Source organism: Kocuria sp. WRN011 (assembly GCF_002295155.1).
In the GTDB taxonomy this organism is placed as follows: Bacteria; Actinomycetota; Actinomycetes; order Actinomycetales; family Micrococcaceae; genus Kocuria; species Kocuria carniphila.
Genome location: NZ_NSGI01000001.1, coordinates 517,718 through 530,922 on the forward strand (window position 1 = coordinate 517,718; position 13,205 = coordinate 530,922).

Sequence of the window (13,205 nt, forward strand, 5' to 3'; positions counted from 1 at the left end):
CGCTTCAGACGTTCCGTTCAGCAAACGCTGTCACGACAACGGGCCGGATACCTCGTTCGAGGTATCCGGCCCGTTGAGTCCTTCGAGGTCAGTGCTGGTTTCGGAAGGCACGCTCTTGGCGTGTCGATGTCTACCGGAACGCGGGAGCTTTCGGGCTCGGTTTGGTCAGTCCCGGTCCTTGCGCGGCATGAACGCGCGAACCTTGGCCAGCTTGTGGGAACCGTCGCAGTGCGGGGCGATGCTGGTCATCCCACACCGGCACAGGGCAATGACCTTGCGTTCGGGCGGTAGCGGTTCCGCACCGGGCTCCGCAGCCATCAGGAAATCCCCGCGCACCAACAGGGGACCCTTGGTGCATACGGTGATCACGGGCGATTCGGCAGAGCCTGGCGCCGGCCGGGGTTCCGCAGAAGCATCGGTCTCGGACAGCTCCGTTGCATCCCTGAGATCGTTCTGCGTGCGGGACAGTGGTTGCGACTCGCGGGGGACGGAACGATCGGGCAGCGCCCCCTCGTTGTGGGGGTGCGGCATGTCGTCGGTCCTGTCCGCGCTCATACCCGGGGTTCCGGGGTGAGCAGCGAAGACCGGCCCGAGGACCATGCCTCCAGCATGTGATCACCCGCGCGTCCGTCCACGTAGAGGCACGCGGCGGCCCCGAAGAAGATATCCTCGGTCAGCTGAGGTTCGTCATCGACGAGGTTGCCCACGAGGTCTCGGGCGGCCAACTGTTCGTGCACGGCGTCGGCCTCGACGTGTTCGTCGAAGTACCAGGTGACGTCCTGGCCGTAGCCACGCTTGCGGAACGCGTTGCCGTAGTGCTTGTTGGGGATCGTCGAAGTCATTTCGAAGGCCGCAAGGTGCCCCACATTGGCCCCGCGCAAGCGGCGGTGGAGACCGAACATGCTGATGAGGTTGGTCGAGGCCAAGGTGCTCGCCGGTACCACGTCCAAATAGACATCAGGGGTGTCGTCCAAGCCGAAGTTGCGCATGGTGCGGGCAAAGATTTCCGAGTGCACCTTGTCCGGGTGACCGCCACCGTATTCGTCGGCCTGGATCTCGACCATGGCAGCCTTGGCGCGTCCCTGGAGCTTGGGGATGGACCACGTGTGCGGATCCGCCTCGCGCAGCGTGTAGATGGAACGCTGAATCAGGAACTCCCGAAGCAAGTCCTCGGTGGCGTTCTTGGCCAGCCACATGGCGGTGCCCGGCTTGGCGGCAGGTTGAGTCATCTCGAAAAGCATTTCCGCGGCGGCCTTGCCGTCACGGGGGAGCGGGGAGGGTAGTTCGACCTCGGCTCGCAGTTGTGCTTCGAAGCGTTCCTCGATGGATGAGCGAATACGGATCAGGTCCGGGTCCCACTCCCATTCGCCGCGCACGAACTCGGCCGGGCCGTAGTGCAGCAGGTACAGCAGGAAGAGGGAGAGCTGAAGGTCTTCGTCGGTCTTGATGTCGTGGCACTCGTCCAGCGCCCGTTCGACTGCGGCACCCAGTTCGAGCTTCGCTTCGGGGGATGGGTGCCCGTTGGTCAATAGGGCGATCAGCGCCGAGCTCGCAAGCCCTCGGGCAGTGGGGGCCTCGGTTCTTTCCTTGAGTGTGGTCACCGGTCTCAACTTTCTGTCACTCGCAGCATCCTGCTTGTATACATGGACCCAACAGTGTGGCCCACCATGCGTGACACCGCAGAGGACGGACCGTAATCTACTATAAGGCGGCTTAGCTTGGGTGGGTCGTCCACTACCAGTATGTGGTCCGAACCTTGTTCCGGGCGAGTATGCCCGTTCATGGGTTACGGGCTGGGAGGGAAGAAACGTGTTCCTGAAGAATGTGGCCCCCGGAATCCATTTGATCCAGAGTCATAACGTCAACTGCTATCTGCTCGAGGACGATCAGGGACTCACCCTGGTGGACGCGGGTCTTCCGAGGGTCTGGAACGAACTGGGGCATGCGATCCGTGAACTCGGGCGAGCACCCGCAGACCTCCAGGCATTAGTGCTGACACACGCCCATTTCGACCACGTGGGAGTGGCCGCCAAACTCGTTGAGCGTCTCGATATTCCGGTGTATGCCCACCACCAGGAAGTAACCCTGGCCGCGCACCCCTACCGTTACGCGCATGAGAATCCGGCCGCGGCGTATCCCTTGCGACACCCTCGGGCCATCCCGGTGCTGCTGTCCATGGTGTTCGGGGGCGCGGCAGCGGTGAAGGGGGTGACGGTCTCACAGCCGCTCGAAGCGGGGCAGGAGGTTCCTGTTCCGGGGCGTCCCAGGGTGGTCCTCTCTGCCGGCCACACGTACGGGCACTGCGCCCTGCACATGCCCCAATCCGACGCGCTGATTACCGGTGACGCGCTCGTCACGCTGGATCCGTACACTGCGCTCACCGGGCCTCGAATTGTGGCAAAGGCGGCGACCGCGGACAGCGCCATGGCCATGGAATCACTGCGCGCCTTGGCGCAGACCGGCGCCACGGTGGTGCTTCCGGGGCATGGGGACCCGTGGCTGCGAGGGGTTGAGCAGGCGGCCGATGAGGCGCGCCGCAGGGGAGTTGCTTAGCGGCCGGGTGAACCGGACGTGGCCAGGACGGTGGTCTGCATGATGGTAGTTAATGGGCGAATCATTAAAGCAGCAAGAAACTAATCAGTAGGTATACCATTTGCGATGGCCACCGCGTAGCGTGGACTGACACGGGCCCCTTCTCGTCTCATCGTCTCGGAGAAGTCGCTCCTGCACCAGAGCTGAACCGCTCGGTTAGGACATGTCATGGCCATCCACGCGTACACGGCAACCGAACGCCGCCAGCGAGTCGAAGCACCCGCGGTGCCCCGGTCCAAGGGCCGGATGATCGTCGGCTGGCTCACCTCGACCGATCACAAGACGATCGGATACATGTATCTGATCTCGTCATTCGCCTTCTTCTGTGTGGGCGGTGTGATGGCACTGTTGATCCGCGCCGAACTCTTCGATCCCGGTCTGCAGATCCTGGAGACCAAGGAGCAGTACAACCAGCTGTTCACCATGCACGGCACCTTGATGTTGCTGATGTTCGGAACACCGCTGTTCATCGGCTTCGCCAACGTGTTGGTGCCCATTCAACTCGGCTCCCCTGATGTCGCGTTCCCCCGGCTCAACGCGCTAGCGTTCTGGTTCTTCCTGTTCGGGTCCCTCGTGGCAATGGCCGGGTTCGTCACTCCGCAGGGTGCGGCGTCCTTCGGATGGTTTGCGTACGCCCCGCTCAATGACACGACCTTCAGCCCTGGTGTGGGTGGAGACCTGTGGTTATTCGGGCTGGCACTGCAGGGCTTCGGCACCATCTTGGGCGGCGTCAACTTCATCACCACGATCCTCTGCATGCGCGCTCCTGGGATGACCATGTGGCGCATGCCCATCTTCACGTGGAACATCCTGCTGACGTCCATGCTCGTGATCATGGCGTTCCCACCGCTCGCCGCCGCGCTGTTTGCGCTGGGTATGGACCGGCGCATGGGAGGACACATCTTCGATCCGGAGAACGGCGGCGCCATCCTGTGGCAACACTTGTTCTGGTTCTTCGGTCACCCCGAGGTGTACATCATCGCCCTGCCGTTCTTCGGCATCGTGTCCGAAATCATTCCGGTCTTCTCCCGGAAACCGATTTTCGGGTACAAGGGTCTGGTCTTCGCGACCATCGCGATCGCCGCGCTGTCCATCACGGTGTGGGCCCACCACATGTTCGTCACCGGAGCGGTGGCGCTGAGTTTCTTCGCGTTCATGTCCATGATGATTGCGGTGCCAACCGGTGTGAAGTTCTTCAATTGGATCGGCACGATGTGGCAAGGCTCGGTGACGTTCGAGACGCCCATGCTGTGGGCCCTCGGTTTCCTCTTCACGTTCCTCTTCGGAGGGCTCACGGGCATCATCCTGGCCACGCCCGCCCTGGATTTTCACGTATCTGACACGTACTTCGTGGTCGCGCACTTCCACTACGTGGTGTTCGGCACCGTGGTGTTCTCCATGTTCGCTGGCTTCTACTTCTGGTGGCCCAAGTTCACCGGCAAGATGCTCAACGAGCGGCTGGGTAAGGTCCACTTCTGGATGCTGTTCATCGGCTTCCACATGACCTTCCTCATCCAGCACTGGGTGGGGGTCAGTGGTATGCCCCGCAGGTACGCGGACTACCTGCCGGAGGACGGGTTCACGTGGATGAATCAACTCTCGACCGCCGGAGCCATGCTGTTGGGGCTGTCCATGATTCCGTTCTTCTGGAACGTGTACGTCACCCACCGGCACGCCAAGAAAGTGGAGGTGGACGACCCTTGGGGCTTCGGCTGTTCGTTGGAATGGGCCACGTCCTGCCCGCCACCGCGCCACAACTTTGCATCCTTGCCCCGCATTCGCTCCGAACGGCCCGCCCTGGATTTACATCATCCGGAGTTGGCGGCCTTTGCCAGTCAACAGTTCGACGCCGGGAAACCGGTGGCCGGGGGTGTCGGAACACGCGGCAGTTGATGACCCGGGCCGCGAAACCCGGCCGAGCGGCGTCGTCGTCCTGGGTGGGGGTTCGGCACGGAAGGGGAGGTCGGAAACCGGAGGGGCGGGGTATCTTACGACGAGTTGTCCCGTCCGTCCACTACGGGTCTGGACAAAGTGGAAAAAAAGTCCTAGACTGATAGCTTGCGTTGTCCCTTATACATGCGTGCCTTCATATAGCGGTGGGCGCCACCGGGGCGTGTTGCGCAATCAGCCAACACCGGCCCCCAATTCTCATCTCGGGAACCTCGCGAATTCACTGCATGTCTGTGGAAGGATCACATCTTGGTCGCCTCGAGCACCGATTCGAACGTCACCGCCAATCACCCCACGAGCGATAACATTCCTCGCCGAATTTCCTTCGCAAAGATCCACGAGCCGCTGGACGTCCCCAACCTGCTTGCACTTCAGACGGACAGCTTTGACCGTCTGGTGGGCAACGAGCGTTGGCAGGCCCGTTTGGCACAGGCCCAGGAGACCGGCGAAACCGGCGTGGCCACCACGTCCGGCCTGTCGGACATCTTCGAAGAGATTTCCCCCATCGAGGACTTCCAGGGCACCATGTCCCTGTCGTTCTCCGAGCCGGAGTTCTACGACCCCAAATACACCATGGACGAGTGCAAGGACCGTGACGCCACCTATTCGGCGCCGCTGTACGTCAAGGCCGAGTTCATGAACAACACCACCGGTGAGATCAAGCAGCAGACCGTGTTCATGGGCGATTTCCCGCTCATGACCGAAAAGGGAACCTTTGTGATCAATGGTTCCGAGCGCGTGGTCGTCTCTCAGCTGGTGCGTTCCCCCGGTGCTTACTTCGAAAAGGGCCAGGACCGCACCTCGGACAAGGACATCTTCTCCGCGAAGATCATCCCGTCCCGCGGCGCATGGTTCGAGCTCGAGATCGACAAGCGCGATCAGGTGGGCGTTCGCCTGGACCGCAAGCGTAAGCAGTCCGTGACCGTTCTGCTCAAGGCACTGGGCTGGACCGAATCCAAGATCCTCGAGGAGTTCGGCGAGTACGACTCGATCCGCGCAACCCTCGAGAAAGACACCACCGAAACCCGCGAGGATGCCCTGCTGGACATCTACCGCAAGCTGCGTCCGGGAGAGCCGCCCACGGTTGATGCTGCCCAGTCCCTGCTGGACAACATGTACTTCAACCCCAAGCGCTACGACTTGGCCAAGGTGGGTCGCTACAAGATCAACCGCAAGCTGGGTCTGGACAAGGCCTTCACGGATGCGGACGCTTCCGTGCTGTCCGTGGACGACATCGTGGCCATGATTCGTTACCTGGTCACCCTGCACGCCGGTGGCAGCACCATGGAGGGTGTCCGCGACGGGGAGCCGCGCGAAATTCACGTTGACGTGGACGACATCGACCACTTCGGTAACCGTCGCATCCGCGCGGTGGGCGAGCTCATCGAGAACCAGATCCGCACGGGCCTGTCCCGTATGGAGCGCGTGGTTCGCGAGCGCATGACCACTCAGGACGTCGAGGCCATCACGCCCCAGACCCTGATCAACATCCGTCCCGTTGTTGCCGCCATCAAGGAGTTCTTCGGAACCTCCCAGCTGTCGCAGTTCATGGACCAGAACAACCCGCTGGCCGGTCTGACGCACAAGCGTCGCCTCTCCGCGCTGGGCCCGGGTGGTCTGTCCCGTGACCGCGCCGGCATGGAAGTCCGTGACGTGCACCCCTCGCACTACGGCCGGATGTGCCCGATTGAAACCCCTGAGGGTTCCAACATCGGTCTGATCGGTTCGTTGGCGACCTACGCGCGCATCAACCCGTTCGGCTTCATCGAGACCCCTTACCGCAAGGTGGTCAACGGTGTGGTCACGGACGAGGTCAGCTACTTGACCGCGGACGACGAGCGTGGCGTGACCATCGCGCAGGCCAACGCACCGTTGACCGAGGACGGTCACTTCGCCGAGGACGCCGTTCTGGCACGTGCCGCTGACGGTTCCGGTGAAGCCGTGCTGGTCGAGCCTTCGGACGTCGAGTTCATGGACGTGTCCCCGCGCCAGATGGTGTCGGTGGCCACCGCCCTGATTCCGTACCTCGAGCACGACGACGCCAACCGCGCGTTGATGGGTGCCAACATGCAGCGTCAGGCTGTGCCGCTGTTGGTCTCGGAAGCACCGCTGGTCGGTACCGGTATGGAGCGCTACGCCGCTATGGACGCCGGCGACTCCGTTCTGGCCATCAAGCCGGGTGTGGTCGAAGAGGTCTCCGCCGATCAGGTGAAGGTTCTCAACGACGACGGCACCACCAAGCTCTACCCGATCAACAAGTTCGTTCGTTCGAACCCGGGTAACACCTACAACCAGCGCGTGATCGTCTCCGAGGGCGAGCGGATCGAGGACCGTACGGTCATCGCCGACGGCCCCTCGACCGACCAGGGCGAGCTGGCACTGGGTAAGAACCTGCTGGTTGCCTACATGTCCTGGGAAGGCCTCAACTACGAGGATGCGATCATCCTCTCCCAGCGCATGGTCTCCGAGGACGTTCTGACCTCGATTCACATCGAGGAGCACGAGATCGATGCCCGCGACACCAAACTCGGTGCCGAGGAAATCACCCGTGACATCCCCAACGTGTCCGAGGAAGTGCTCTCCGCCCTGGACGAGCGCGGCATCATCCACATCGGTGCCGAGGTTCAGGCCGGTGACATCCTGGTGGGCAAGGTGACCCCCAAGGGTGAGACCGAGTTGACCCCGGAGGAGCGCCTGCTGCGCGCCATCTTCGGTGAGAAGTCCCGCGAAGTGCGTGACACCTCCCTGAAGGTGCCCCACGGCGAGTCCGGCACCGTGATCGGCGTCCGCGTGTTCGATCGCGACGACGAGGACGACGACCTGCCCGCCGGCGTGAACCAGGTGGTTCGCGTGTACGTGGCCCAGAAGCGCAAGATCACCGACGGCGACAAGCTCGCCGGTCGTCACGGTAACAAGGGTGTGATCTCCAAGATCCTGCCCATGGAGGACATGCCGTTCCTTGCGGACGGTACCCCCGTTGACGTGATCCTGAACCCGCTGGGTGTGCCCGGCCGTATGAACCTGGGCCAGGTGCTCGAGGTTCACACCGGTTGGCTCGCCAAGCAGGGCTGGAACATCGAGGGCAATCCCGAGTGGTTGGACCGCCTGTCCAACTTCCCCAAGAGCTCCGGCCCCACCAACGTGGCCACCCCGGTGTTCGACGGCGCTAGCGAGGACGAGATCTTCGACCTGTTGGATCACACCAACCCGACCCGCGACGGCGATCGTCTGATCGACCGCAGCGGCAAGGCCCGGTTGTTCGACGGTCGTTCCGGCCAGCCGTTCCCGGACCCCGTGTCCGTCGGCTACCAGTACATCTTGAAGCTCCACCACTTGGTGGACGACAAGATCCACGCTCGTTCCACCGGTCCGTACTCCATGATCACCCAGCAGCCCCTGGGTGGTAAGGCTCAGTTCGGTGGTCAGCGCTTCGGTGAGATGGAGGTGTGGGCGCTGGAAGCGTACGGTGCCGCGTACACCCTCCAGGAACTGCTCACGGTGAAGTCCGACGACGTTCACGGTCGCGTCAAGGTGTACGAAGCCATTGTCAAGGGCGAGAACATCCCCGAACCGGGTGTGCCCGAATCCTTCAAGGTGCTCATCAAGGAAATGCAGTCGTTGTGCCTGAACGTCGAGGTCCTCTCGGCGGACGGCAACGCAGTGGAAATGCGTGATTCCGAAGATGACAGCTTCCGTGCAGCCGACGAGCTCGGCATTGACCTTTCGCACTCCGAGCCCAGCTCGGTCGAAGAGGTCTGATTCCCCACTCGTAACCGGTAAGCACGAACAACTTCAGGATTTTTAGAAAGAGGGACAGGACCTTATGTCCAACGATTCTTCACTAGGCCTCATGCGTATTGGCCTGGCCACCGCGGACCAGATTCGTAGCTGGTCCTACGGCGAGGTCAAGAAGCCCGAAACCATCAACTACCGCACGCTCAAGCCCGAGAAAGACGGCTTGTTCTGTGAAAAGATCTTCGGCCCCACCCGGGACTGGGAGTGCTACTGCGGTAAGTACAAGCGTGTCCGTTACAAGGGCATCATCTGTGAGCGCTGCGGCGTCGAGGTGACTCGCGCCAAGGTGCGTCGTGAGCGGATGGGCCACATCGAGCTCGCTGCTCCCGTCACCCACATCTGGTACTTCAAGGGCGTTCCGTCGCGCTTGGGTTACCTGCTGGACCTGGCTCCGAAGGACCTCGAAAAGGTCATCTACTTCGCTGCCTACATGATCACCTCCGTGGATGAGCAGGCCCGTCACGACGACCTGCCCAACCTGCAGGCTGCCATCGACCGCGAGAAGAAGCAGATGGAGGACACCCGCGACGCAGACATCGCTGCGATCGCCCGTGACCTCGAAACCGAGCTGGCTCGTGTCGAGGAAGAAGGCGGCAAGGCCGCCGAGAAGCGCAAGCTGCGTGACTCCGCCGATCGTCAGATGGCCAACGTGCGTAAGCGCGCCGACCGCGAGATCGATCACATCGAAAAGGTCTGGGACCGCTTCAAGAACCTCAAGGTCAACGACCTCGAGGGTGACGAGGCCCTGTACCGCCAGATGGTGGATCGCTACGGCATGTACTTCGAGGGCTCCATGGGCGCCGAGGCCATCAAGAAGCGTCTGGAGACCTTCGACCTGGCTGCGGAAGCCGAGTCTCTCAAGGAGACCATTGCCACGGGTAAGGGTCAGCGTAAGACTCGTGCCCTGAAGCGCCTCAAGGTCGTCAACGCGTTCCTGACCACCGACAACTCCCCGTTGGGTATGGTCCTGGATGCCGTTCCGGTGATTCCGCCGGAGTTGCGTCCCATGGTTCAGCTCGACGGTGGCCGTTTCGCCACCTCGGACCTCAACGACCTGTACCGTCGCGTGATCAACCGCAACAACCGTTTGAAGCGTCTGCTGGATCTTGGTGCTCCTGAGATCATCGTGAACAACGAGAAGCGCATGCTCCAGGAAGCTGTTGACTCGCTGTTCGACAACGGCCGTCGCGGCCGCCCCGTCACCGGACCGGGTAACCGTGCCCTCAAGTCGCTGTCCGACATGCTGAAGGGTAAGCAGGGTCGTTTCCGTCAGAACCTGTTGGGTAAGCGTGTGGACTACTCGGGCCGTTCGGTCATCGTGGTGGGTCCGCAGCTCAAGTTGCACCAGTGTGGTCTGCCCAAGCAGATGGCGTTGGAGTTGTTCAAGCCCTTCGTGATGAAGCGCCTGGTTGACCTCAACCACGCTCAGAACATCAAGTCCGCCAAGCGCATGGTGGAGCGTTACCGCCCGCAGGTGTGGGATGTCCTCGAAGAGGTCATCACCGAGCACCCGGTTCTGCTGAACCGTGCTCCCACCCTGCACCGTCTGGGTATTCAGGCGTTCGAGCCGCAGCTGGTCGAAGGTAAGGCCATTCAGCTGCATCCGCTCGTGTGTGGTGCGTTCAACGCTGACTTCGATGGTGACCAGATGGCAGTGCACCTGCCGCTGTCGCCGGAGGCTCAGGCCGAGGCTCGCGTCCTGATGTTGTCCTCGAACAACATCTTGAAGCCCTCGGACGGTAAGCCGATCGCCCTGCCTTCGCAGGACATGATCATCGGTCTGTACCACCTGACCACCGTTCGTGACGGCTGGGCCGGTGAAGGCAACAGCTACTCATCGGTGGCCGAAGCCATCATGGCCTACGACTCCGGCGAGCTGCACCTGAACTCCAAGGTCAAGATCGAGCTTGAGAACTTCGTGCCGTACGCCGGTTGGGAGGCTCCCGAAGGTTGGGAACCCGGCCAGCCCGCCCTCGTCGAGACCACCCTGGGTCGCGTGCTCTTCAACGAAACGCTGCCCGAGGATTACCCGTGGGACGAGAACGTCGCCGACAAGAAGCACCTGTCGTCGTTGGTCAATGATCTTGCCGAGCGTTACCCCATGACCCAGGTGGCTCACACCTTGGATCTGCTCAAGGACGCCGGTTTCCACTGGGCATCCCGTTCGGGTGTGACCGTGGCGATCTCGGACATCGCGACTCCGCCGGAGAAGCCCGCCATCATGGAGGGCTACGAGGCTCAGGCCGCGAAGATCCAAGGCCAGTACGACAAGGGCCTGATCGATGACGACGAACGTCGTTCCGAATTGATCGACATCTGGTCCAAGGCAACCGATGAGGTCGCCGAGGCCATGCGTAACAACCTGACCGCGAGCAACACCATCAACCGCATGGTGTCCTCGGGTGCACGTGGTAACTGGATGCAGGTCCGTCAGATCGCGGGTATCCGTGGTCTGGTGGCCAACCCCAAGGGCGAGATCATGCCCCGTCCGATCAAGTCCTCCTACCGCGAGGGCCTGTCGGTTCTGGAGTACTTCATCGCTACCCACGGCGCTCGTAAGGGCCTGGCCGATACCGCGCTGCGTACCGCCAACTCGGGTTACCTGACCCGTCGTCTGGTCGACGTTTCGCAGGATGTCATCGTTCGCGAGGCGGACTGCCAGACCAGCCGTGGTCTGGTGCTGCCCGTCTCGGAGACCGACGAGTCCGGTGTGCGTTCGTTGCACGAGGACGTCGAGAACACCGTGCACGGTCGTGTGCTGGCTACGGACGTGGTCGACGCCAACGGCGAGATCGTGGCCGAGGCCGGACAGGACATGTCCGACGCCCTGATCAATAAGCTGTTCACCGCCGGTATCGACGAGGTCCGCGTGCGCTCCGTGCTCACGTGTGAGTCCGCCGTGGGTGTGTGTGCTGCTTGCTACGGTCGCTCCTTGGCCACCAACCAGTTGGTGGACATCGGCGAGGCCGTGGGCATCGTGGCTGCGCAGTCGATTGGTGAGCCCGGTACTCAGCTGACCATGCGTACCTTCCACACCGGTGGTGTTGCCTCCTCGGACGGTGACATCACCCAGGGTCTGCCCCGTATTCAGGAGCTCTTCGAGGCGCGTACCCCCAAGGGTGTCGCCCCGATCTCCGAGGTGGCCGGCCGCGTGCGCATCGAGGACACCGACAAGTCCCTCAAGATCGTTATTGTCCCGGACAACGGCGACGAGGAATTTGCCTACCCGGTGCTGCGTCGCGCCAAGTTGCTCGTGCACGACGGTGATTCCGTGGTGGTCGGTCAGCAGCTCGTGACCGGTGCGGTTGACCCCAAGGAGGTGCTGCGTATTCGCGGTCCTCGTGAGGCTCAGAAGCACCTGGTGGACGAGGTCCAGGGCGTGTACCGCTCCCAGGGTGTGGGCATCCACGACAAGCACGTGGAGGTCATCGTCCGTCAGATGCTGCGGCGCGTGACCATCATCGAGTCCGGCGACACCGCGTTGCTGCCGGGTGAGCTGGTGGACAGCGTGCGCTTCCTGGAGGCCAACCGCGGTGCGGTGGCCGAGGGCAAGCGTCCCGCAGCGGGCCGTCCGGAGCTCATGGGTATCACCAAGGCTTCGTTGGCGACCGACTCGTGGCTGTCCGCCGCGTCCTTCCAGGAGACCACCCGCGTTCTGACGCAGGCGGCCATGGAAGGTAAGTCGGATCCGCTGCTGGGTCTGAAGGAGAACGTGATCATCGGTAAGCTCATCCCGGCCGGTACCGGCCTGGCACGTTACAACAACGTTGACGTGGAGCCCACCGAAGAGGCCAAGGCCTCGATGTTCACCGATCCTTCCGCGTTCGCTGACTTCAGCTACGCCGAGGAGAACTCGGGTGCGTTGGGTTCGGAGTTCCAGGCCATCCCCTTGGATGACTACGACTTCGGCACCAACTGATCACACGACGCGGTAGCTGAGCTGCCGTAGTTCGTTCGACCGAAGGCCGGTCCCCAAGGATGTGGGGGCCGGCCTTCGGCGTTGTCCGGGAGACTACGCTGGGTACAGGTAATTCTGGTGGTGGTACTGGCACGGGCAGGGCCCGCTTTGGCGGGGCAGGAGGGCGACATGGCGAATTCGACGTCGGGTGATTCGGTTCTCGCTCGCGTGGAACGGATTCTGGCGGCGTTCGGTTCAGAGACCCCGGTGTTGCAGCTCAAGGACATCGCCAGTTCTGCTCAGCTCCCCACGTCCACTGCACACCGTTTATTGACAGATATGAAGCAGATCGGCTGGATCGAGTCCGCCCGCGGGCAGGGCTATCGGGTGGGGACCCGGTTGTGGGAACTGGCCTCCCGGGCCGCATTGGCAGAGGACCTGGCGTCGGTTGCCATCCCGTTCATGTCGGACGTCCACGCGGTGCTTCGACAGCACGTGCACGTGGGAGTCGTGGAAGGCGACGACGTTCTGTTCGCCGAGCGGATCCTCGGCAAGAAGTCGGATGTGCCGCTGCGCTCGAACGTGGCGGGCAGGTTACCCCTGCACCAATCGGCGGCGGGGCTGGTGCTGATGTCCCAATACTCGGAGTCTTTCGTCACGGAATATTGCCAGCGGGTGCGCGACGACAGTTTTCCCGAGGGGATTCCTACGGATCGTCTGATGACTGACCTGCGCCGTTTCGCGCAACGCGGTTATGCCCTGCAACGCGGTCGAATTGACCAGGAAACCGGTGGTATCTCGGTGCCGGTACGGGTGCCACAGTGGCACCGCCCGGTGGCGCTGGGCGTGGTCATGGCGCTCGAGGATATGGGCCCGGCAGAAGTGCCCGGCGTCGTGCAAACGTTAAGGGTTGCCTCGCGCGGAATCTCCCGTGCCATGGGCGCACCGTAACAACTGTCAAAGGTTGTCC

At 62.4% G+C, this 13,205-nt stretch carries 7 protein-coding genes; 5 read left to right on the plus strand and 2 right to left on the minus strand.

What is annotated here, in order from left to right:
• Positions 1–165 precede the first annotated feature (165 nt).
• Positions 166–555 carry a CDGSH iron-sulfur domain-containing protein gene (locus CKW39_RS02440; protein ID WP_254049235.1) on the minus strand — a complete coding sequence of 130 codons (390 nt, stop codon included), beginning with the start codon at positions 553–555 and terminating at the stop codon, positions 166–168.
• A complete protein-coding gene (locus CKW39_RS02445; RefSeq protein ID WP_095796563.1) occupies positions 552–1,601 on the minus strand; it encodes an iron-containing redox enzyme family protein in 1,050 nt (349 codons plus the stop codon). The genes CKW39_RS02440 and CKW39_RS02445 overlap by 4 nt, the downstream gene beginning before the upstream one ends.
• A 208-nt stretch (positions 1,602–1,809) precedes the next feature.
• Here CKW39_RS02445 and CKW39_RS02450 point away from each other — a divergent pair, with 208 nt between their 5' ends.
• The 5 genes from CKW39_RS02450 to CKW39_RS02470 all read left to right on the plus strand — a co-directional run bounded on the left by CKW39_RS02450 (position 1,810) and on the right by CKW39_RS02470 (position 13,186).
• Positions 1,810–2,553, plus strand: coding sequence for an MBL fold metallo-hydrolase (locus CKW39_RS02450; RefSeq protein ID WP_095796564.1), 744 nt, complete (start codon positions 1,810–1,812; stop codon positions 2,551–2,553).
• A gap of 207 nt (positions 2,554–2,760) precedes the next feature.
• Positions 2,761–4,485 carry a cytochrome c oxidase subunit I gene (gene ctaD / locus CKW39_RS02455; RefSeq protein ID WP_095796565.1) on the plus strand — a complete coding sequence of 575 codons (1,725 nt, stop codon included), beginning with the start codon at positions 2,761–2,763 and terminating at the stop codon, positions 4,483–4,485.
• Positions 4,486–4,791: 306 nt separating this feature from the next.
• Positions 4,792–8,301 carry a DNA-directed RNA polymerase subunit beta gene (gene rpoB / locus CKW39_RS02460; RefSeq protein WP_095796566.1) on the plus strand — a complete coding sequence of 1,170 codons (3,510 nt, stop codon included), beginning with the start codon at positions 4,792–4,794 and terminating at the stop codon, positions 8,299–8,301.
• 64 nt (positions 8,302–8,365) lie between these two features.
• Positions 8,366–12,256 (plus strand): DNA-directed RNA polymerase subunit beta', encoded by a 3,891-nt coding sequence (locus tag CKW39_RS02465; RefSeq protein WP_095796567.1) that lies wholly within the window; start codon positions 8,366–8,368, stop codon positions 12,254–12,256.
• A 168-nt stretch (positions 12,257–12,424) separates the two neighbouring features.
• On the plus strand, positions 12,425–13,186 hold the full coding sequence (locus CKW39_RS02470) for an IclR family transcriptional regulator (RefSeq protein WP_095796568.1): 762 nt from the start codon (positions 12,425–12,427) through the stop codon (positions 13,184–13,186).
• The last annotated feature ends 19 nt before the right edge of the window (positions 13,187–13,205 follow it).

What these genes read in the sequence shown, in the direction of transcription:
- CKW39_RS02470 (WP_095796568.1), top strand. Translation starts at nt 12,425, where the DNA reads ATGGCGAATTCGACGTCGGGTGATTCGGTTCTCGCTCGCGTGGAACGG.
- CKW39_RS02465 (WP_095796567.1), top strand. Translation starts at nt 8,366, where the DNA reads ATGTCCAACGATTCTTCACTAGGCCTCATGCGTATTGGCCTGGCCACC.
- CKW39_RS02440 (WP_254049235.1), bottom strand. Translation starts at nt 555, where the DNA reads ATGAGCGCGGACAGGACCGACGACATGCCGCACCCCCACAACGAGGGG.
- ctaD (WP_095796565.1), top strand. Translation starts at nt 2,761, where the DNA reads ATGGCCATCCACGCGTACACGGCAACCGAACGCCGCCAGCGAGTCGAA.